Origin of the sequence: Cryptosporangium sp. NPDC051539, from assembly GCF_044454545.1 — a bacterium.
In the GTDB taxonomy this organism is placed as follows: domain Bacteria; phylum Actinomycetota; class Actinomycetes; order Mycobacteriales; family Cryptosporangiaceae; genus Cryptosporangium.
Genome location: NZ_JBITDV010000002.1, coordinates 158810 through 179202 on the forward strand (window position 1 = coordinate 158810; position 20393 = coordinate 179202).

General features: G+C 70.6%; 20 protein-coding genes and 1 other RNA gene. 13 read left to right on the forward strand and 8 right to left on the reverse strand.

The genetic code is table 11. From position 1 onward, the window contains the following. Positions 1-107 precede the first annotated feature (107 nt). Together ACIBZJ_RS06670 and mctP are read left to right on the forward strand one after the other, a co-directional pair. The gene (locus tag ACIBZJ_RS06670; RefSeq protein WP_395926325.1) at positions 108-347 is read left to right on the forward strand and encodes a DUF3311 domain-containing protein; all 240 of its coding nucleotides are present in this window, start codon (positions 108-110) and stop codon (positions 345-347) included. 3 nt (positions 348-350) lie between these two features. Continuing rightward, entirely contained in the window at positions 351-1991 is a 1641-nt protein-coding gene (gene mctP, locus ACIBZJ_RS06675; protein WP_395926327.1) for a monocarboxylate uptake permease MctP, read from the forward strand. A 57-nt stretch (positions 1992-2048) separates the two neighbouring features. Here the strand turns inward: mctP and ACIBZJ_RS06680 are convergent, their stop codons facing one another. Beyond that, positions 2049-2822: a sulfite exporter TauE/SafE family protein gene (locus tag ACIBZJ_RS06680; protein ID WP_395926329.1), complete on the reverse strand. Its 774-nt coding sequence runs from the start codon at positions 2820-2822 to the stop codon at positions 2049-2051. A 50-nt stretch (positions 2823-2872) separates the two neighbouring features. Between ACIBZJ_RS06680 and rnpB the strand changes: the two genes are divergently transcribed. Then, positions 2873-3271, forward strand: an RNA gene (gene rnpB, locus ACIBZJ_RS06685) — RNase P RNA component class A. 25 nt (positions 3272-3296) lie between these two features. Here the strand turns inward: rnpB and ACIBZJ_RS06690 are convergent. Further along, positions 3297-3692 carry a hypothetical protein gene (locus ACIBZJ_RS06690; protein WP_395926331.1) on the reverse strand — a complete coding sequence of 132 codons (396 nt, stop codon included), beginning with the start codon at positions 3690-3692 and terminating at the stop codon, positions 3297-3299. A gap of 34 nt (positions 3693-3726) precedes the next feature. Next, a complete protein-coding gene (locus tag ACIBZJ_RS06695; RefSeq protein ID WP_395926333.1) occupies positions 3727-4074 on the reverse strand; it encodes a hypothetical protein in 348 nt (115 codons plus the stop codon). A 381-nt stretch (positions 4075-4455) separates the two neighbouring features. On the opposite strand from ACIBZJ_RS06695, the gene ACIBZJ_RS06700 reads away from it, so the two are divergent. Together ACIBZJ_RS06700 and ACIBZJ_RS06705 are read left to right on the forward strand one after the other, a co-directional pair. Continuing rightward, positions 4456-4815 (forward strand): ACT domain-containing protein, encoded by a 360-nt coding sequence (locus tag ACIBZJ_RS06700; RefSeq protein WP_395926335.1) that lies wholly within the window; start codon positions 4456-4458, stop codon positions 4813-4815. After that, positions 4812-6173, forward strand: a complete 1362-nt coding sequence (locus ACIBZJ_RS06705; protein WP_395926337.1) for a tetratricopeptide repeat protein — start codon at positions 4812-4814, stop codon at positions 6171-6173. The genes ACIBZJ_RS06700 and ACIBZJ_RS06705 overlap by 4 nt, the downstream gene beginning before the upstream one ends. On the opposite strand, the gene ACIBZJ_RS06710 is transcribed toward ACIBZJ_RS06705, so the two are convergent. Further along, positions 6146-6820, reverse strand: a complete 675-nt coding sequence (locus ACIBZJ_RS06710; RefSeq protein WP_395926340.1) for an SDR family NAD(P)-dependent oxidoreductase — start codon at positions 6818-6820, stop codon at positions 6146-6148. The two genes, ACIBZJ_RS06705 and ACIBZJ_RS06710, sit on opposite strands and share 28 nt — an antisense overlap. Positions 6821-6898: 78 nt before the next feature. On the opposite strand from ACIBZJ_RS06710, the gene ACIBZJ_RS06715 reads away from it, so the two are divergent. Genes ACIBZJ_RS06715 through ACIBZJ_RS06725 form a run of 3 tightly spaced genes read left to right on the forward strand, consistent with a single transcriptional unit; the run spans position 6899 to position 8252 of the window. After that, a complete protein-coding gene (locus ACIBZJ_RS06715; RefSeq protein WP_395926342.1) occupies positions 6899-7540 on the forward strand; it encodes a TetR family transcriptional regulator in 642 nt (213 codons plus the stop codon). Between the two features lie 5 nt (positions 7541-7545). Then, positions 7546-7731, forward strand: a complete 186-nt coding sequence (locus ACIBZJ_RS06720; RefSeq protein ID WP_395926343.1) for a hypothetical protein — start codon at positions 7546-7548, stop codon at positions 7729-7731. Positions 7732-7781: 50 nt separating this feature from the next. Then, on the forward strand, positions 7782-8252 hold the full coding sequence (locus ACIBZJ_RS06725) for a DUF1707 domain-containing protein (RefSeq protein WP_395926345.1): 471 nt from the start codon (positions 7782-7784) through the stop codon (positions 8250-8252). A gap of 7 nt (positions 8253-8259) precedes the next feature. Here the strand turns inward: ACIBZJ_RS06725 and panB are convergent, their stop codons facing one another. Further along, complete coding sequence (panB, locus tag ACIBZJ_RS06730) at positions 8260-9093, reverse strand: 3-methyl-2-oxobutanoate hydroxymethyltransferase (RefSeq protein ID WP_395926347.1); 834 nt, start codon at positions 9091-9093, stop codon at positions 8260-8262. 200 nt (positions 9094-9293) lie between these two features. Here panB and glnA (ACIBZJ_RS06735) point away from each other — a divergent pair, with 200 nt between their 5' ends. Genes glnA (ACIBZJ_RS06735) through ACIBZJ_RS06745 form a run of 3 tightly spaced genes read left to right on the forward strand, consistent with a single transcriptional unit; the run spans position 9294 to position 14537 of the window. Then, on the forward strand, positions 9294-10643 hold the full coding sequence (glnA, locus tag ACIBZJ_RS06735; protein ID WP_395926349.1) for a type I glutamate--ammonia ligase: 1350 nt from the start codon (positions 9294-9296) through the stop codon (positions 10641-10643). A 22-nt stretch (positions 10644-10665) separates the two neighbouring features. Further along, a complete protein-coding gene (locus ACIBZJ_RS06740; RefSeq protein WP_395926351.1) occupies positions 10666-11433 on the forward strand; it encodes a type 1 glutamine amidotransferase in 768 nt (255 codons plus the stop codon). Further along, a complete protein-coding gene (locus ACIBZJ_RS06745) occupies positions 11430-14537 on the forward strand; it encodes a bifunctional [glutamine synthetase] adenylyltransferase/[glutamine synthetase]-adenylyl-L-tyrosine phosphorylase (protein ID WP_395926353.1) in 3108 nt (1035 codons plus the stop codon). The genes ACIBZJ_RS06740 and ACIBZJ_RS06745 overlap by 4 nt, the downstream gene beginning before the upstream one ends. A gap of 1679 nt (positions 14538-16216) precedes the next feature. Here the strand turns inward: ACIBZJ_RS06745 and ACIBZJ_RS06750 are convergent. Further along, positions 16217-17056: a helix-turn-helix transcriptional regulator gene (locus ACIBZJ_RS06750; protein WP_395926355.1), complete on the reverse strand. Its 840-nt coding sequence runs from the start codon at positions 17054-17056 to the stop codon at positions 16217-16219. A 143-nt stretch (positions 17057-17199) separates the two neighbouring features. Here ACIBZJ_RS06750 and ACIBZJ_RS06755 point away from each other — a divergent pair, with 143 nt between their 5' ends. Beyond that, on the forward strand, positions 17200-17460 hold the full coding sequence (locus ACIBZJ_RS06755; RefSeq protein WP_395926357.1) for a hypothetical protein: 261 nt from the start codon (positions 17200-17202) through the stop codon (positions 17458-17460). Between the two features lie 193 nt (positions 17461-17653). Here the strand turns inward: ACIBZJ_RS06755 and glnA (ACIBZJ_RS06760) are convergent, their stop codons facing one another. Next, positions 17654-19075, reverse strand: a complete 1422-nt coding sequence (gene glnA, locus ACIBZJ_RS06760; protein WP_395926359.1) for a type I glutamate--ammonia ligase — start codon at positions 19073-19075, stop codon at positions 17654-17656. 174 nt (positions 19076-19249) lie between these two features. Here glnA (ACIBZJ_RS06760) and ACIBZJ_RS06765 point away from each other — a divergent pair, with 174 nt between their 5' ends. Continuing rightward, positions 19250-19624 (forward strand): RDD family protein, encoded by a 375-nt coding sequence (locus ACIBZJ_RS06765; protein WP_395926361.1) that lies wholly within the window; start codon positions 19250-19252, stop codon positions 19622-19624. Between the two features lie 34 nt (positions 19625-19658). On the opposite strand, the gene ACIBZJ_RS06770 is transcribed toward ACIBZJ_RS06765, so the two are convergent. Next, positions 19659-20375, reverse strand: a complete 717-nt coding sequence (locus ACIBZJ_RS06770; RefSeq protein ID WP_395926363.1) for a DUF4191 domain-containing protein — start codon at positions 20373-20375, stop codon at positions 19659-19661. Between the last annotated feature and the right edge of the window lie 18 nt (positions 20376-20393).

Here is a 20393-nt window from a genome sequence, read left to right on the forward strand (position 1 = left end):
GGAAACGTGACCGCTTGGCGCGGCATCGGGGCTTACCGGCACTTTTGACGGCTAGTGTCTTGTGGCCTGCGTCACGGAACTCGTCACTGCGCGTGAGGAGGACAACGATGTCCACAACCGAGGAAACCCCCTCGCCGCCACCCTCGGAGCCGCCGGCCCGGTCCGATCGCAACCATTGGTACTGGCTGCTGTTGGTGCCGGTCATCGTGCCGTTGCTGCCGATGCTCTACAACGGCTCGGATCCCGTGCTCTGGGGAATTCCGCGCTTCTACTGGCTTCAACTGCTCTTCGTGTTCCTGAGCGTCAGCGTGACGCTCGTCGTCTACCGGCAGACCCGGAGGCGATGAGCGATGGACGTCAAAGTCACCGAGCTGGTCATCTTCATCGTGCTGTTCGCGTTCGTCAGCGTGCTGGGGTTCGTCGCCTCGCGCTGGCGGAAGCCCGACACGATGGAGCACCTGGACGAATGGGGCCTCGGCGGCCGCAATTTCGGCGGCTGGATCACCTGGTTCCTGCTCGGCGGTGATCTGTACACCGCCTATACGTTCGTGGCCGTTCCGGCGCTGATGTTCGGCGCGGGGGCGCTCGGCTTCTACGCGCTGCCGTACACGGTCGTGCTGTACCCGATCGTGCTGTTGCCGCTGGTCCGGCTGTGGTCGGTCTCGCACGTGAACGGTTTCGTGACGCCGGCCGACTTCGTGCGGGCCCGGTTCGGGTCCTCGACGCTGGCGTTGCTGGTGGCGATCACCGGAATTCTCGCGACGATGCCGTACATCGCGCTGCAGCTGGTCGGTATCGAGGCCGTGCTGAAGGCGATGGGCGTCGAGGGCAAGTGGCCGATCACGATCGCGTTCCTGATCCTGGCGATCTATACGTACAACTCGGGTCTGCGGGCACCGGCGCTGATCGCGTTCGTGAAGGACTCGCTGATCTACCTGACCGTGATCGTCGCGATCATCGTGATCCCGGCGAAGCTCGGCGGGTGGGACGCGATCTTCTCGGCCGCGGGCGCGAAGTTCTCGGCTCCGGCGGCGCAGGCGGCCGGATCGGGGATTCTGCTGAACGCCAACAACCAGCTGAACTACATCACGCTGGCGCTGGGTTCGGCATTGGCGCTGTTCCTCTATCCGCATTCGCTGACCGGAGTGCTGGCGGCGAAGTCGCGGGACACGGTCAAGCGGAACATGGCCGCGTTGCCGGCGTATTCGTTCGTTCTCGGGTTGCTCGCGCTGCTGGGGCTGATGGCGATCGCGGCGAAGATCGTGCCGGTGGGAGCGGATCCCGCCAACGGCGTGGCCGGTGATCGCAACACCGTGGTGCCGCTGCTGTTCGACTGGGCGTTCCCGTCGTGGTTCGCCGGAGTCGCGCATGCGGCCGTCGGTATCGGTGCGCTGGTGCCGGCGGCGGTGATGTCGATCGCGGCCGCGAACCTGTTCACGCGGAACATCTGGACGGAGTACATCCACCGGGACGCGGGGCCGGTCGAAGAGGCGCGGGTCTCGAAGATCGTGTCGCTGGTCGTGAAGTTCGTGGCCGTGGTGCTGGTTCTCGGGCTCGACACGCAGTACTCGATCGACCTGCAGCTGATCGGCGGGGTCGTGATCCTGCAGACGCTGCCGGCGGTGGCGCTGGGCGTGTTCACGCGGTGGTTCCACAAGTGGGCGCTGGTCGCCGGGTGGGCCGCCGGGATGGGCTTCGGTTTCTGGATGCTGTGGACGGTCCCGAACCCGGCGACCAAGCACCTGCACTTCGGCGGGTCGGCGTTCAAGCTCTCGGAGCTCGGGCTGGACACGAAGTGGACGATCTACGCCGGGTTCCTGGCCGTGGGCCTGAACCTGCTGGTCGCGGTCGTGGGCACCTGGATCCTGCGGGCGGCGAACGTCACCGACGGCGAAGACACGACGAAGCCGGCGGACTACACGGCGGAGGCCGGGGACCCGGACGTGCGGGAGATCCCGGAGCTGGTCGGCGACGGCAAGTCGTCGACGTGATCGTGGGGGGTGCGCAGCCCGGGGGGTGCGCACCCCGGCCCCGGTCGGACCCCGGAACTAGCTTCGTAGCGCCTGGAGGAGCAGGACCAGCCCGATCGTGGTGCCGAACGTGACGATCGTCCTTCGCAGGGCCTTCGCCGACAGTCTCTGGGCGAGGCGTGCGCCGAGGTAGCCGCCGGCCACGGTCGCCGGGGCCACGATCGCCACGCCGAGCCACGACACCGGGCCGAAGATCGCGTACACGGCGACCGTCACGAGGCCGATCGTCGCCGACAGCACGTTCTTGAGCGCGTTGATGCGCTGCAGCTTCTCGTCCAGGACAAGAGCCAGAACCGCCACCAGGACGACGCCGAGCGCGGCGCCGAAGTAGCCGCCGTAGGCGGCACCGAGCAGCGTGAGGGTGGACATCGTGGCGCGGCGCCGGGTCGGGCTCAGGCTCGCCGGGTGCCCGACGATCTTCTGGAGCCTGGGCTGGAAGCCGAGCACGGCCGTCGCCGCGAGCACCAGGAACGGGGCGACGAGTTCGAAGACGTCGGCCGGGGTGACCAGCAGCAGGACGCAGCCGCCGGCGCCGCCGACGATCGCGAGCGGGACCAGCCCCTTGACCCGGCCGCTCTGCCCGCGGAGGTCCTCCCGGCTGCCCCAGACGCTGGACAGGTAGCCGGGGGTGACCGAGACGGAGTTCGTGACGTTCGCGGCGATGCTCGGCAGACCGGTGGCGATCAGGGCCGGGAACGTCAGTAGCGATCCGCCCCCGGCGATCGCGTTCACCACCCCGGCCGCGAGTCCGGCGACGAGGAGCAGGGCGATGTCGAGCAGCGAGTGGTCCATCGGGTCTCACCGTACGTTCAGCGGGTGCGTAAGATCGTGCGGGCGGTGGACGAGTCGGCTGGGCGGTCGCGTCGATGCTTCTCCGGAAGCGTTGCCGAGGAACGTCCGGGCTCCACAGGGCAGGGTGGTTGTTAACGGCAACCCGGGGTGACCCGCGGGACAGTGCCACAGAAAAAAGACCGCCGGGCATCGTGAGGTGTTCGGTAAGGGTGAAACGGTGGTGTAAGAGACCACCAGCGCCCCGGGTGACCGGGGCGGCTCGGTAAACCCCACCCGGAGCAAGGTCAAGAGGAGCGACCCCGGTCGCTCTGCGTGAACGCTCGAGGGCTGCCCGCCCGATGTTCACGGGTAGACCGCTAGAGCCTGTCGGCGACGGCAGGCCGAGATGGATGGCCGCTGGTCAGGGCTTGCCTTGGCCACAGAACCCGGCGTACAGGCCGACTCGTCCACCGCCCTTGCGCCCGGCTTCCCCGGTCAGAATTCGTCGGGGCGGTCGGCCGTCCAGTAGTACTCGCCGTCAGGGTCGAGGCCCGACAGGTCGGTCGTGCGTTCGCCGACGACCGTGATCTCGTCGTCCTCGACCGTGAGGGTGGTGCCGGCCTGCGCCTTGCTGAGCACTTCCTCGGTGATGTGCACCAGCAACAGGCGCACGCCGCCCTCTTCGGGACCGACGTCGGTGTGCAGAGCCTGCGCGGCGGCCGCGGACGATCGCACGTAGTTGGCCACGGCATCGTCCGGGGCGATGATCACCGCGGGTGGCTGCAGTGGCCGGCCGTGGAGCGTGTCGAGGAAGATCTTTCCCGGCTGCTCGGACAACCTGACCGTCGCGTACGGCGAGAGCTCTTCGACGATCGCGCCGATGACGTCCACGGACCGCACGTTATCAATTTCCCCGGCGGGTGACCTACGAGCACTGCTCCTTGGAGGGGAACGCGGTGATGATCCGCTTGGTCGACTCGGCGACGGCTACCCGGGGAATGCTCGTGCTGACGGTCCGGCCGGTGTTCTTGTCGACGAGGTAGATCACGCGGGAGAAGCAATAGGTCTTGGCCCTGGTGCTGTAGGTGACCTTGTCGGGATCGCCGAGGATCGTCGCGATCGAGAAGTCGGCGACGTCGCGCCAGTTCCGCCGGACCGGGAAGGCCGCCCGTTCCCATTCGGTGCGGTGCCCGTCGAGGATGTGGCGGTAGCCGAACTTCTTGTCCCCACACAGCAGATTCGACTTGCCGCCCCGCAGGAATTTCCCGGGCACGTTCGCTCGGTAGCGGTCGAAGGTGCGGACGATTTTCCGGTCTGAGGTGCGCCAGCCGCAGGCGCGCCAGACGTCGGCGAACGCTGCCGGCGCTCGAGTTGCTGCCTGCGCGGGGGCCGGTGCCAGCAGTCCAGCGCCTAATACGAGCGCGGCGGTCGCTGCAGAGAGCAGTTTTCTCCTCATGAGGGTTCTCCTCGTATCGCTGTGAGTAGTGAGCTGATTCCGCTCTGTGTTCTCACGGCAAAGGAGTCAAAGGTGTTCACGAGCGGCTGGGCCAGTTTTCGGTGGAGTGGTGCACCTCGCCCACTGCGGCGCGGTCGCGGGCCGGGGCCCGGGAAACGGGCCGTTGCACGCCAGGTCGTCACGCGTAACCTCACACGCATGCCGACGTTCGTGCCCCAGAGCCTCGAACTCCGTCCGGAGACGTTCGTGGTGGAACGCCACGACAACGAACAGATCGTCGCCGGCGGCGACTGGGTCGCGCTGGTCCGCGCGCCCGAGGGCCTGACCGTGATCCGTACGGTCTCCGACACCCCCGACGGCTGGCGCGCGTTCGCCGGCCGGACCGCCCACGAGATCGACGTCCCGGGCATGCTGCTGAGCATCGTCGCTCCGCTGTCCGGGGCCGACCTGCCGGTCTTCGTCGCCTCCACCTACGACGCCGACCTGGTCCTCGTCCCGGCCGCGCACGCGGGGAAAGCCTCCGAGCTCCTCCGCGACGCCGGCCACGACGTGCGATGAACGCGCGGCAGCACGTCGACCGCGCCGTCGACGAACTACTCCACTTCCGCCCCGAGGTGGTCGAGGCCTCCGACGCGGCGCTGGCCGCCGACCCCACGTTCCCGATGGCCATCGCGCTCCGCGCGTACCTCGGCCTGCTGACCACGGAGGCGTCCGACGCGCTCGCCACCCGTACGTTCCTGGCGGACGCCCGGCCGAGCGCACCCACCCCTCACGACCAAGCCCATCTGGACGCGGTGCAGCGCCTGGCCGCGGGCGACTTCCACGGGGCCGGGCGCACGCTCGCCGACCTGACCGTCGAGTACCCGCGCGACGCGCTCGCGCTGGCGGTAGGCCACCAGCTCGACTTCTTCACCGGCAACGCGACCAGCCTGCGCGACCGGGTCGGTGCCGCGCTGACGGCCTGGCACCCCGACGACTCGCACTACCCGAACGTCCTCGGGATGTACGCGTTCGGCCTGGAAGAGGCCGGTCACTACGACCGCTCCGAGGACGTGGGACGGGAAGCCGTCGAACGCGACCCGAAGGACGTCTGGGGCATCCACGCGGTCGCCCACACCTACGAGATGCAGGGCCGCTTCGGCGACGGCATCCGGTACCTCGACGACCGCGTGCCCGACTGGTCGGCCGGCACGTTCTTCAACGTCCACACCTGGTGGCACTACGGGCTCTTCGCGCTCGAGGCCGGTGACCGCGACCGGGCCTTGGCCATCTACGACTCGGTGCTGCACGGCCCGCAGTCGTCCGGCCTCTCGCTGGAGCTGCTGGACGCGGCCGCGCTGCTCTGGCGGTTCGCGCTGGCCGGAGACCCGCAGCCGGAGCGGTTCGCCGCGCTGGTGGAGCCCTGGCAGGCCCGCACCGCCGAGGCGTTCTACGCGTTCAACGACGCCCACGCGGTGATGGCCTACGTCGGTGCCGGGCGCTACGACCTGGCCGACGCGCTGATCGCCGACCGCGTCGCCTGGCTCGGTACCGACCGCACCGGAGTCAGCAACCAGGCGATGACCGCGCGGGTCGGCGTTCCGGTGTGCCGGGCGCTGGTCGCGTTCGGACGGGGTCAGTACGACGCGGTCGTCGACCTGCTGGTGCCGATCCGGGGATACGTGAACGAGTTCGGCGGCAGCCACGCGCAGCGCGACGCGGTCTACAAGACGCTGGTGGAGGCGAGCTTGCGGGCCGGGCGCCTCCCGCTGGCCCGTGCGCTGGTCAGCGAGCGCCTGAGCGTCCGGCCGAGCAGCCCGTACAACTGGCTCAAGCAGGCCGAGGTCGCCCGGGCGCTCGGCGACGAGGCCGCGGCCGTCGCCGCGGCCGGTCGCGCCGCGGAGCTGGCTCACCAGGGGACGATGCGGTCCTCGTAGTCGACGAAGTGCAGCCCGCCCTGCCCGGCCCGCTTCTCGACCGTGTCGACGACCGGCGGGACGGCCTGCTCGACCGTGCGCACCGCACCCGGCCCACCTAGCTCGGTTCGTGCGTGGCCCGGGTCGACCAGCAGAAACGTGCGCGGGTCGGCAGCGTGGCGAACGCTGTAGCTACGCATCAACTGGTTGAGCGCCGACTTGCTGGCCCGGTAGACCTCGTACCCGGCGTTCGTGTTCCTCGTGATGCTTCCCTGGCGCGAGGACATCACCGCGATGGTGCCGGTCGGCGGCACGAGGTCGTCGAGCGCCTCGACCGCCCGCATCGGGCTGAGCACGTTGGTGACCATCACGTCGACGAATTCCTCGGTCGGCACCTCGGCGACCGGCACGTTCGCGTTCGTGATCCCCGCGTTGACGAACAGCAGATCGACGGCGGTGCCCTCCAGACGCGTCCGCAGAGCGTCGATCTGGGCCTGGTCGGTGACGTCGACCGTCTCGATCGTCAGCCGGTCGCACGCGAGGTCCGGCAGGCCGCCGGGGGAGCCTTCGCGGATCGTCCCGATGACGTTCCAGCCGCGCGCGAGGTACTCGGCCGCCAGGCCGAGGCCCAGGCCGCGGGAGGCTCCGAGAATGAGCACAGTGTTCATGACCAACCCTTTCCAACGGTTGCGTTGGAAACGCTAGCGCGAAGCCTGGCCAACGGCAACGTTGGTATGCTGGGAGCCATGCCGCGCGACGTCGAAGCCACCAAGAGGCGCCTTCGCGACGCCGCGCTCCAGGAGTTCACCGAGCACGGCCTGCACGGCACCACGGTCGAGCGCATCGCTATCCGCGCGCAGGCCAACAAAGAGCGTCTGTACAGCTATTTCGGCGACAAGAACGCCCTCTTCCTCAGCATCCTGGTCGAGGAGCTCGACAAGGTCGCCGCCGCCGTGCCGGTCCGGATCTCCCGCACCGAGGACTACGCCGAGCTGGCCGGTCGCACGTTCGACTACCTGCGCGAGAACCCGGGATTGCAACGGCTCGTGCTCTGGGAGGGCTTGTCCGGCACCGGTACGGTCGCCGACGAGGCCAACCGGGCGGTCCACTATCGAGAGAAGGCCGAGGCGATCGGGAAAGCCCAGAGCGAGGGCCTGCTCGACGACGCGATCCCGGCCCACCACCTGATGTTTCTGCTGATCTCGCTGGCCAGCTGGTGGTTCGCGGCGCCGCAGATCGCCCGCATGCTCGCCGGCGGCCCGATCGACGACGACGAGTGGGCGTCCCGCCGGCGGACGGTCGTGGACGCGGCTCAGCGGCTGGCGGAACCGCGGCACGGTTTGTCCGGCGACGGCGTCGGGAAACGAACGCATCGAGAGGGAGGGTGATCAGCATGGCCGAGGAAACCCGTTACTGGTGGAACCTCAAGCACAGCCGGGTCGAGACCGACGACGACAAGGGCAAGGCCTCCGACCGGCTAGGTCCGTACACGAGCCGCGAAGCCGCCGAGAAGGCGCTGGAGACCGTCGCCAACCGCAACGCGGTCGCGGACGCCGAAGACCGGCGCTGGAACGACTGATCACTCGAACTCCCGGAGTACCGTCGTTCGTAGGCACTCCGGGAGGCAGCATGGCGCAGCACGGCTCCGAACCCGACCGTTCGCCGGTACCCGGTCGCCCGCCGGTGCGGGCGTCCGACGCCGAGCGTCAGACGGTGGCCGACGTGTTGCGCCAGCACACCACCGACGGCCGGCTGACGATCGACGAGTACGAGCAGCGGGTCGACGCCGCGCTGTCGGCCCGCACCGTCGCCGAGTTGCGGCCGTTACTGGCCGACCTGCCGGTGGCGTTCGACGAGGTGCTGCCCGCGCACCGCCCGCCGCAGCCGGCGGTGGGCTACCCGCAGCCGGCGAACGCCGGTCAGGGTGAGCCTCCCGGCCGCTGGATGATGCGCCCGGTGCTGTTCGTGCTGGCGATCCTCATGCTGGTCGGCGGGCTCGCGGCCGTCAGCCGGGGCGCGTTGGGCGCGTTCCCGCTGCTGCTCTTCGGCATCTTCATCATCGGCGGTGGCCGCGATCGTGGCCACCGCCGACGGTTCTAGCCTGCCCTCAGTGGAACGTGTGCTCTTCGGCCGGGAACGTCCCACCGCGGACGTCCTCGGCGAAGCGGCGGGCGGCGTCGCCCAAGACAGCGTCCAGATCCGCGTACCGCTTGACGAAGCGCGGCAGCTTGCCGGTGCGCAGCCCGGCCATGTCTTGCCAGACCAGCACCTGGGCGTCGGTGTCGGCTCCGGCGCCGATGCCGATCGTCGGGACCCGGACCGCGTGGGTGATCCGCTTCGCGACCTCGGACGTCACCATCTCCAGCACCACCGCGATCGCACCGGCCTCGACCAGCGTCACCGCGTCGTCCACGATCCGGTCGGCGTCGTCGCCGCGGCCCTGGACCCGGTAGCCCGACAGCAGGTTCTCGTGCTGCGGGGTGAAGCCGACGTGCGCGAACACCGGGATTCCGGCCCCGGTCAATGCCTCGACCTGCGGCGCGACCCGCGCGCCACCCTCGAGCTTGACCGCGTGCGCGCGGCCCTCCTTCAGGAACCGGACGCCGGTGGCCAGCGCCTGCTCCGGCCCGGCCTCGAACGATCCGAACGGGAAATCGGCCACCACCATCGCCCGCGACGCCGCCCCGCTCACCGCTCGGACCAGCGGAATCAGCTCGTCGACGGTCACCGGCAGCGAGGTCTCGTTCCCGAAGACGTTGTTCGACGCGGAGTCGCCGACCAGCAGAACCGGGATGCCGACGCGGTCGAACAGCGCGGCCGTGTACTGGTCGTAGGAGGTGAGCATCGCCCACCGCTCCCCGCGCTCCTTGGCGGCGACCAGATCACGGGCTCGGACCCGACGCTGAGCCGGGCCGCCGTACAGAGACGTTTCTTCGGACATCTTCGTCCCCTTTCCTCCTCGAGGCCCGCCTGTGCGGGTCCCCGGGTACGGCGCAATCGTCGCACCGTGCGCGTCCGAAGGGGCGTGGGGTTCGTCACCCGGGCGATTCACCACATCGTGCCCTCGCGTCGTAACGTCGTCGTAACAAGCCCCGGGAAGACTTCGGGCCACGCTAGGTGAGCAACTGGAGGGGAAGGCTCGTGGACCGTCAGCAGGATTTCGTGCTGCGAACGCTCGAAGAGCGGGACATCCGCTTCGTCCGGCTGTGGTTCACCGACGTGCTGGGGACGCTCAAGAGCGTCTCGGTCGCGCCGGCGGAGCTCGAGGCCGCCTTCGAGGAGGGCATCGGCTTCGACGGGTCGGCCATCGAGGGCTTCACCCGGGTCTACGAGGCCGACATGGTCGCGATGCCCGACCCCTCGACGTTCCAGGTGTTCCCGTTCGAGGGCGCCGGCTCCGGTGAGAGCGCCCGGATGTTCTGCGACATCCAGACGCCCGACGGCTCGCCGTCCTGGGCCGACCCGCGGCACGTGCTCCGGCGTGCGCTGCGCAAGGCCGCCGACAAGGGCTTCACGTTCTACACGCACCCCGAGATCGAGTTCTTCCTGCTCGCGAACCACCCGACCGACGGCACCCGCCCGACCCCGGTCGACTCCGGCGGCTACTTCGACCACACCACGCACGCCACCGCGCGCGACTTCCGCCGGCAGGCCGTGCTGGCGCTGGAACGGATCGGCATCTCGGTCGAGTTCAGCCACCACGAGACCGCGCCGGGCCAGCAGGAGATCGACCTGCGCTACGCCGACGCGCTGGCCACGGCCGACAACATCATGACGTTCCGGCACGTCATCAAGGAGGTCGCGCTCTTCCAGGGCGTTTCCGCGACGTTCATGCCGAAGCCGTTCACCGACCTGGCCGGCAACGGCATGCACACCCACCTGTCGCTGTTCGAGGGCGAGCGCAACGCGTTCCACGACCCGGGCGACCCGATGACGCTGTCGAAGACCGCGAAGGCGTTCATCGCCGGGATGCTGCACCACGCGCAGGAGTACACCGCGGTCACCAACCAGTGGGTGAACTCGTACAAGCGGCTGTTCGGGGTGCAGACGAACTCGGTCAACGAGGCGCCGAGCTCGATCTGCTGGGGTCACCTCAACCGCTCGGCGCTGGTCCGGGTGCCCCGGTACGGCAAGCCGCACTCGGCCCGGGTCGAGATCCGGTCGGTCGACGCCGCCTGCAACCCGTACCTCACGTTCGCGGTGCTGCTCACCGCCGGGCTCAAGGGCATCGAAGAGGGCTACGAGCTCCCGCCGGGGGCCGAGGACGACGTGTGGTCGCTCTCGCCCGAGGAGCGCCGGGCGCTGGGCTACCAGGACCTGCCGCACGACCTCTCCGAGGCGCTCGGCTACATGGAGAAGAGCGAACTGGTCGCCGAGGCGCTGGGCGAGCAGATCTTCGACTTCTTCCTGAAGAACAAGCGCGCGGAGTGGGACGAGTACCGCCGTCAGGTCACCGCGTACGAGCGGCGCCGGTACCTGCCGTTCCTTTAGCGGCACTCGCTAGCCTGCAGGGGTGAGAAATCCACGCCTGCTGGTCGTCGAGAACGACGCGGAAGACGACGCCCGCCGACTCGGGGAGTGGCTCACCGATGCCGGCGCGGAGTTGCACGTCGTCCGCGCGTTCGACGACGAGCCGTTGCCCGCCGATCTGACCGGGTTCGACGGCCTGGTCGTCCTCGGGGGCGCCCAGCCGGCCTACGACGTGGACGGCCGGCCGGCGTCCCCGTGGTTCCCGGCGTTGCGCAACCTGCTGCGCGAGGCGGTCTCCACCCGGGTGGCGACGCTCGGCGTCTGCCTCGGCGGGCAGCTGCTCGCCGGTGCGCTCGGCGGCCGGGTGGAACCGGCCGGCAACGGTCCCGAGATCGGGGCGTTCCTGGTGGCCAAGCGCGATGTCGGGCAGAGCGATCCGCTGTTCGCGATGCTGCCGTTCACGCCGGACGTCTATCAGTGGCACGTGGACGAGATCACGGTGCTGCCGCCGGGCGCGGTACTGCTGGCGTCCTCGCCGCGCGTGCCGCACCAGGCGTTCCGGGTCGGTGAGCGCGCCTGGGGCGTCCAGTTCCACATCGAGTGCGACCTGCCGATGCTGGAGTCCTGGGCCCGGAGCGACACCGGTTCGCTGGCCGAGGCCGGGCTCGACGCCGACGACGTGCTGGCTCGCTGCGCCGCGGTGGAGGCCGACATCGAAGAGGTCTGGCGTCCGTTCGCCGGGCGGTTCGTCCAGGTCGCGGCCGGCCGTGGCGTCGGCCCGGGCATCCCGCTCCCGGTGGTCGACGCATGACCCGTCCCGCACCGGCCGGCACCAGCCGGCTCTCCCGACTCGGGTTCGTCCAGCCCGCCCGCGCCGCCGACCTGCTCGGCCCCGACGGCCTGGGCTGGTGGAACCCGCAGACGTCCGGGCCGGACGGTCCGGACGGCGAGACGCAGATCCTCGCGCTCGCCCACGCCGCCGATCCCGACCTCGCCGCGCTCACGCTGCACCGCCTCAACGCCGCGCAGAAAGACCCGTCCGCGCTGGCCACCGCGTTGCGGACCGACTTCGGCCTGCGCGACCGCCTGTTCGGCGTGCTCGGCGCGTCCGCCTCGCTCGGCGATCATCTCTGCGCTTTTCCGGACGAGTGGCGCGCGCTGGTGTCGGGCGTGTGGGAGCCGTCGCGGCCGTCACCGGAGCTGCTCCGGGAAATTCTTCTGGACGCGGTGGGAGCGCCGACCGACGCCGGGGAGACGTGGGGGAGCGGGGGCGCGCGAGCCCGGGGCGCCGGTGCGGAGGTCGTCGCCGACCTGCGCCTGGCGTATCGGCGGTGCCTGCTGCGCACGGTGGCCAGAGACCTCTCCGAGAACGGCCCGGCCGGCCGCTCCGACGTCGCGATGATCTCGACCGAGCTCGCCGACCTCGCCGAAGCGACCCTGCGAGCCGCACTCGCCGTCGCCGCGGCCGGGCTGCCGGACGACGCTCCGGTCGTCCGGCTCGGCGTCATCGGGATGGGCAAGTGCGGTGGCCGCGAGCTCAACTACGTCAGCGACGTCGATGTGGTGTTCGTGGCCGAGCCCGGCGCACCGGGCACCGAGTTCCCGCCGGGCGACAACCCCGGCCCGGCGCTGCGCACCGCCACGACGCTGGCCAGCGCGATGATGCGGATCTGTCAGGACGTCGCCTGGCAGGTCGACGCGGCACTGCGTCCGGAGGGCAAGGACGGCCCGCTGGTCCGCACGCTCGCCTCGCACGCGGCGTACTACAAGCAGTGGGCCCGCACCTGGGAGTTCCAGGCGCTGATCAAGGCCCGCCCGATCGCCGGTGACCTCGAGCTCGGCATGGCCTGGATGGGCGAGGTCACGCCACTGGTCTGGGGCACGACGACCGGGAAGTCGCGCCGGGACGGCGCCGCCGGGCGCGAGGGCGCGGTGGCCGAGATCCGGGCGATGCGCCAGCGGGTCGAACAGTCGCTGCCCGCCAAGGAGGCGGCCCGGGAGATCAAGCTCGGCCCGGGCGGGCTGCGTGACATCGAGTTCGCCGTCCAGCTGCTGCAACTCGTCCACGGCCGGGGCGACTCGACGCTGCGCAGCGGCAACACGCTCGACGCGCTCCGAGCCCTGATCGACGGCGGCTACGTCGGGCGGCTGGACGGCGAGGCGCTCGACTCGTCCTACCGGTTCCTGCGGACCGTCGAGCACCGGCTGCAGCTCCAGCGGCTGCGGCGCACGCACCGGCTCCCGACCGAGCACGACGAGCTGCGCTGGCTGGCGGCGACGCTGGGGCACCGCGGTGCCGGCGACCCGGTCGAGGGCTTCCACGCCGAGTGGGCCCGGCACGCCCGCGAGGTGCGGCGTCTGCACGAGAAGCTGTTCTACCGCCCGCTGCTCGAGGCGGTCGCGGTCGTCTCCAACGAAGACCTGCGAATGGTCCCGGAGTCCGCCCGGGCGCGGCTCGAGGCGCTCGGGTTCACCGACCCGGCCGGGGCGCTGCGGCACGTCCAGGCGCTGACGCAGGGGGTCTCGCGGCGCGCCCACATCCAGCGGGCGCTGCTGCCGGCGATGCTGGGGCTGTTCGCCGACGCACCCGACCCGGACGCCGGCCTGCTCGCCTACCGGCAGGTCTCCGACCGGCTCGGCGCGACGCCCTGGTTCCTGCGCCTCGTCCGCGACGAGGGCCTGGTCGCCGAGCGTCTGCCCACGCTGCTCGGCACCAGCCTGTACGTCGCCGACCTGCTCACCCACGACCCCGAGGGCCTGCAACTGCTGGCCGACGACGCCGAGCTGAGGCCGCGCTCCCGCGAGGTGCTGCACGGCGCTCTGCGGGGGGCCGCGGCCCGGCACACCGCGGCCGAGGCGTCGGTGGCCGCCGCGCGGGCGCTGCGCCGCCGGGAGCTGTTGCGGACCGCGTTCGCGGACCTGCTCGGCTTCGACGACGTCTCGACGGTCGGACGCGTGCTGACCGACGTCTCGGACGCCGTGCTGGTGGCGGCGCTGTCGGTGGCCGAGCGGGTGATCGCCCAGAACTCCGGTCACTCGGACGGGTCGCTGCCGATCCGGATGGCGATCATCGGAATGGGCCGCCTCGGCGGGGCGGAGATGTCGTACTCCTCCGACGCCGACGTGATGTTCGTCCACGAGCCGATCGACGGGGCCTCCGAGCGGGAGGCCACGGCGGCCGCCCGGGCCGTGGCCGAGGAACTGCGGCGGCTGCTCAGCGCACCGGCGAACGACCCGCCGCTCGAAATCGACGCCAACCTGCGGCCGGAGGGGCGTCAGGGGCCGCTCGTCCGCTCGCTGGGTTCGTACGCCGAGTACTACCGGCGCTGGTCGAAGCCGTGGGAGTGGCAGGCGCTGCTGCGGGCCCGCCCGGTGGCGGGCGACGAAGACCTCGGGCGGCGGTTCATCGAGCTGATCGACCCGCTCCGGTACCCGGCCGACGGCCTGGACGCCGTCGCGATCACCGAGATCCGCCGGATCAAGGCGCGCGTCGACGTCGAGCGGCTGCCCCGGGGCGCCGACCCGGCGACGCACACCAAGCTCGGGCGCGGCGGGCTCGCCGACGTCGAATGGACCGTGCAGTTGCTGCAGTTGCGGTCGGGCGCGAAGGTGCCAGGGCTGCGGACGACGCAGACGATCGCGGCGCTCGGCGCGGCGCGGGACGCGGAACTGATCACCGCGGTCGACCATGATGCGCTGGTGGCAGCATGGGAGATGGCGGCGCAGGTGCGGAACGCGTTGATGCTCGTGCGCGGGCGTCCGTCCGACCAGTTGCCGCGGCACGGCAAGGAGTTGCTCGGCGTCGCGCGGGCGATCGGCCGGCCGGCCGAGGAAGACACCGGCGAGTTCCTCGACGAGTACCTGCGGACGATGCGGCACGGCAGGCAGGCGGTGGAGCGGGTGTTCTATGCCTGACACGGTCTCGCCGGCCTCGCCGCGCGACGCCGGTCAGGCGCCGGATCCGGAGAAGGCCGCGGCAGATCCGGGGAGCACGGAGGCCATGGCGGCGGTTCCGGACGAAGAGACCGGCGTCCACCTGCGTCTGCCGGTGAGCGAGACCGGGCCGCAGCCGCCGATCCGGCGGTGGGACGTGCTGTTCCTCCGCCTCCTTCCGGAGTCGCATCGCCTGCCGGTCACGGTCACGTTCCTGACGTCGCTGCTGCTCGCGCTCGGGTTCCTCTCGCTCCCGCTGGCCGGTACCGACCTGTCGGCTCAGGTCGCCCGGGGCCACTTCTTCGAGGAGCACGGCTTCACCCCGATCGACTTCCGCTGGTACGGCGGGGTCTACCCGTTCGGGTACAGCGCGTTCACCGGTCCCGCGAACGCGATCTTCGGCTCCCGGGGCGTCGGCGCGATCTCGGTCATCGTCTCGGCGGTCGCGTTCGCCTGGCTGCTCGCCCAGGTCGGTGCCCGGCGTCCGCTGACGGCGGGCGTCCTCGGCGCTGTCACCGGCGTGTTCAACCTGGTCAGCGGCAGGACGACGTTCGCGATGGGAATCGCGCTCGGCATGCTCGCGCTGTGTGTGATCGCCGCCTCGGCGCATCGCTACCGGCCGCCCTACGACCCGTCCGCGCACTGGGCGCGCGCCCTGCTCCGGCCCCGGGCGAGCCGGTGGGAGCTGGTGCTGGCCGGTCTCCTGGCCGCGGCCAGCACCGCGGCCAGCCCGGTCGCCGGGCTCTTCGTCGGGGTGTGCGGAGCGGCGCTGCTGCTGTCGGGCGTCGTCGTCGAGGGGCTGGTGCTCGGGGTCGGTGCGGCGATCGCGATGACGGTGCCGACGTTCATCTTCCGCGACGGCGGTGTCCAGCCGTTCAGCGAGGAGTCGATGAAGGTCTGCGTCGCCGCCTGCCTCGCGGTGGTGCTGCTGGTGCCCCGGCGGGGCTACCAGGCCGTGCGGATCGGGGCGGTGCTCGCCGCGGCCGGCGCGGTGGCGACGTATTACTCGCACAGCCCCGTCGGCAGCAACGTCGTCCGGCTCTCGATGTTGTTCGCCGCGCCGGTGGCCGTGGCGGTCTCGACGCTCGACCGGCGGCTGCTCGTCGGGGTCGTCGCGCTGTTCTGCTGGTGGCAGCCGCCACTGGTCGGGAGCGACCTCGCATACGCCGGGGCCAGGGAGGCCGGCCGGCTCTACTTCCAGCCGCTCACCGACCAGCTGCAGGCCCGCGGCCCGGTCGGCCGGGTCGAGGTGGTGCCGCTGCGCGACCACTGGGAGTCCACGTACGTCGCCGACGTCGTCCCGATCGCGCGGGGGTGGGAGCGCCAGGTCGACGTGGATCGCAACGGGCTCTTCTACGACGACACGCTGACGCCGGCCACCTACCTCTCCTGGCTGTACGAGAACGCGGTCACCTACGTCGCGGTGCCGCGTGAGTCGAAGCTCGACCCGGCCGGGCGGGAAGAGGCCGCGCTGATCGAGGCGAACCTCTCGTACCTGCGGAAACTGTGGGAGAACAGCGACTGGTCGCTCTACCGGGTGGTCGGCGGCCCGTCGCTGGTGCCGTACCCGGGGCAGCTGGTGTCGTCGGGCGCGACCGGGGTGCGGTTCACCAGCCCGGTCGCCACCGACCTCACGGTGCGCGTCCGCTGGTCTCCCTGGCTCACCCTGCGCGGGCCGGACGGCTGTATCGAGCCGGACGGCCAGTGGGTGAAGGTGCGGCTTCAGCGCGGCGGCCAGTACTTCCTGACCGGGACGTTCGACCGGCCCTGGCGCTCGCGCTGCTGAGCGCGCCGCGGGCGGCCGTGGCGGACGTGCGGGCCCTGGCCGCCGCCAGCGCGAAGGCCAGCGCCCGCACGTCGTCGCCCGCGGCGGCGCAGGCCCGGCCCCGCCGGGCGAGCGCCCAGGCCAGCGTGCGGCGGTCACCGGACTCGTGCGCCCATTCCAGCGCGCGCCCGGCCCACAGGCTCGCGGTGCCGGCCTGCCCGGCGTCCGAATGAAGACGGGACGCCGTGGAGGCGTAACGGGCCGACAGCGACAGCAGCGCCGACCGCGTGGGCCCGGTCGCGGAAGCGACCAGCGTCGCCAGTGTGGCGAGGTGCTCGAGCACGGTGGGAAGCGCCGCCTCGGGGCCGAGGAGCGTCTCGGCGCGCGCCAGCAGTGACCAGTGCCGCCGCAGGTGGGCGAGGGCCTCGGCGACCGGAGCCTGACGCAGGCGCTCGGCGGTCGGGCTCGACGGGGGCGCCGGGGCCGGAGCGGGTGCCTCGAGCGACCGGCGCACGGCGAGGATCGCTCCTCCGGCGGTGAGCGCCTCGTCGCAGCGACGGTAGAACTCGGCCGACCGGACCTCGCCGGACTCGGCATTGGCGACGCTCGACCGGCTGTAACCGGTACGCCGGGCCAGCTCGCGCTGGGTGAGCCCGCACCGGGCGCGGTACTGCCGCAGCACCGTGGCCAACCGGACTGCGTCCGACACCGCCGACGCTCTACCGTTGCGCTCCACGGCCCGGCTCCTCTCCGCCGTCGCTGTCCGGCTGTCCGTCCGGTGCCCGGCATCTTAGAAGCGCCGTCGGACATTTCCCCGGACAGACTTCTCTGGCCCCGGGCGCCGGAACCGCCGGCCCGCAGCGGGGGAGGAACGTCCCGATGACCGAGTACAACCCCTGGTTCGACTCCGGGCCGGCCGAGCCCGATTCGCCGTGGCGGATCCGGCCGCACGAGCGGAACCGCTGGCTGCTGTCACGGGAGGCGGAGCCGATCGCGGTGCTCGGCGTGCTGGGCACCGGCGAGTGGTGGATCTGCCCGGCCGGTGAGTCGCTGCCGTGGCCGGAGACGTACTGGACGCGCGAGGCGGCCGCGCGCGCGGTCATGCTCTGGTGGCGGTATCGGCGTGCCCGCGAAGGGTGAGAAGCCCGGTGAATCCCGGTCGCCCGGGCCGGGCGGTGCCCGCGCAGGGCGTGCACGTGGCGATCGCGACCCGGTGACGACGAAGGCCGCCGACCCGGCGCTGCGGAACTCCACAGCGGCGAGCCGGCGGCCCAGCGACGGCACTAACGGTGACGCAGACCGATCAGACGTCGTAGTACTAAATGTCGTGGTACTAGATGTCGTAGTACAGGGCGAACTCGTGCGGGGTCGGGCGCAGGCGGACCGGGTCGACCTCGTTGGCCCGCTTGTACTCGATCCAGGTCGAGATCAGGTCGGGCGTGAAGACGTTGCCCTCGAGCAGGTAGTCGTGGTCGACCTCGAGGCGGTCGAGCACCTCGGTGAGCGAACCGGGCACCTGCGAGACCTCGGCCAGCTCGTCCGGCGGGAGCTCGTAGAGGTCCTTGTCGACCGGCGTCGGCGGCTCGATCTTGTTCTTGATGCCGTCGAGGCCGGCCATCAGCATCGCGGAGAACGCGAGGTACGGGTTGGCCGACGGGTCGGGCACGCGGAACTCGATGCGCTTGGCCTTCGGGCTGGCCACGATCGGGATACGGGTGCAGGCTGAGCGGTTGCGCTGCGAGTAGACCAGGTTGACCGGGGCCTCGTAACCCGGCACGAGACGCCGGTACGAGTTGACGGTCGGGTTGGTGAACGCGAGCAGCGACGGGGCGTGCTTGAGCAGACCGCCGATGTACCAGCGCGCGATGTCCGAGAGACCGGCGTAGCCGACCTCGTCGTACATGAGCGGGTTGCCGTCCTTCCACAGGCTCTGGTGGGTGTGCATACCCGAGCCGTTGTCACCGAAGAGGGGCTTCGGCATGAAGGTGACGGTCTTGCCGGCGTTCCACGCGGTGTTCTTGATGACGTACTTGAACAGCATCAGGTTGTCGGCGGAGTGCAGCAGCGTCGAGAACTTGTAGTTGATCTCGGCCTGGCCGCCGGTGCCGACCTCGTGGTGGCCGCGCTCGACCGTGATGCCGACCTGCTGCAGCTTGTTCACCATCTCGTCGCGCAGGTCGGCGAAGTGGTCGACCGGCGGAACGGGGAAGTACCCACCCTTGTAGTTGGTCTTGTAACCCCGGTTGCCGCCCTCTTCGTCGCGGCCGCTGTTCCAGGCGCCCTCGACGGAGTCGACGTAGTAGTACGAGCTGTGCTGGTTGGTGTCGAAGCGGATCGAGTCGAAGATGTAGAACTCCGCCTCGGCGCCGAAGTACGCGGTGTCGGCGATGCCGCTGCTGGCCAGGTACTGCTCGGCCTTCTTGGCGATGTTGCGCGGGTCACGCGAGTAGGCCTCGCGGGTGAACGGGTCGGCGATGAAGAAGTTCAGCGCGACGGTCTTGTTCACCCGGAACGGGTCGATGAACGCCGTCGAGACGTCGGGCAGGAGGAGCATGTCGGACTCGTGGATCTGCTGGAAACCACGGATCGACGACCCGTCGAACGCCAGCCCCTCCTCGAGGATGTCCGCGTCGAATGACTCGATCGGAACCGTGAAGTGCTGCATGACACCCGGGAGGTCGCAGAACCGGACGTCGATGAACCGCACGCCCTCGTCCTGGATGTACCGGAGTAGTTCGTCGGGCTGGGAAAACATCCATCCTCCGTCAGTGTGGGTCGCTTGCCACAACGTAGGAAGCGCCGGTTGCCTGCCAATGTCCCATCAGTTTCGCGGATGTTAACCAGGGTGACGGTACGAAGGCAGGAGTGCCCATTTTTGGACAGCTTAGGACGAAGCGGCGACGCTGCGTAATGCCGCTAGGCTTCGCTCGTGAGTGCGAGGACGACTGAGCTGCCCACCGGAACGTTCGGACGCCGGTTCGTGGCGTTCCTGGTGGACTCGGTGCTCTGCTCGCTGGTCGCCGGACTCTTCACCTACCCCGACCCGCCGGGCGGCTGGAGCACGCTGGTGTTCCTGGTGGCCTACACCGGATTCACCGGGCTGTTCGGCGAATCACCGGGCCTGCGGGTGCTCGGAATGCGCGTCGAGGGTGTCGCCGACGGGCGCCCGATCGGCCTCGGCCGGGCGCTCCTGCGCACGCTGCTGATCATCATCGTGATCCCGGTGCTGGTCCCGTCCGCCGACGGCCGCCGCTACCACGACAAGGTCGTAGGCTCGATAGTCACCCGAACCCGCGGCGCCTGACTCCCGCTCGGCAGCGCCGCCCTCAGCAGGCCGCTCACCGCCCCCGGTACATTTGTTGTTTGGCGCCTTTCATGGCCCGCGCCGACTTCGGCATCGGACCCTTGGGGATCGGCGGGCGGGCGCCGCCCAGCCCCTGCAAGCGCTGCGCGACCTGACCGACCTGGCCCGGCGTCAGGTTCTTCGGCAGCTTCTGCAGGTGCGACTGCAGCTTCCGGATCGAGACCTTGTCGTCGTCCTCGCCGACCAGCACGTCGTACACCGGCACGTCGGTCAGCACGCGGCTGACGCGCTTGCGCTCCTGGTTCACGAGCGGCTTGACGCGGTGCGGCGCACCCTCCGCGAGCAGGATGACGCCCGGCCGGCCGACGACCCGGTGGACGACGTCCTGCTGCTGGCTGATCTGCACGGCCGGGGTGAACTTCCAGTTCTTCTGGTTGCGGTTGCCCGGCATCGACTCGAGCACCGCCAGTGCCGCCCCGGGCTGCCCCTCGACCTGCGCATACGTGGCCGTCTGCACCCGGCGGCTGAACACGATCAGCGTGGCGAGGACCGCGATCAGCACAGCGAGCGGGATCAGCACCCACAGGCTGGTGAACCAGGCCACCCCGACGCCGACGAGCAGCGGCACGAGGAAGGCCGCCAGCATCAGCGGAACGATCAGACGATCGTGCCCCCGGACGAACTGGAAAACCTGAATGATCTGCCGGATCCGCTGGCGGAAGCCGACTTTCTCGGGGTTGGTGGAGGCCATACCTCAAGTCTAGAGCGG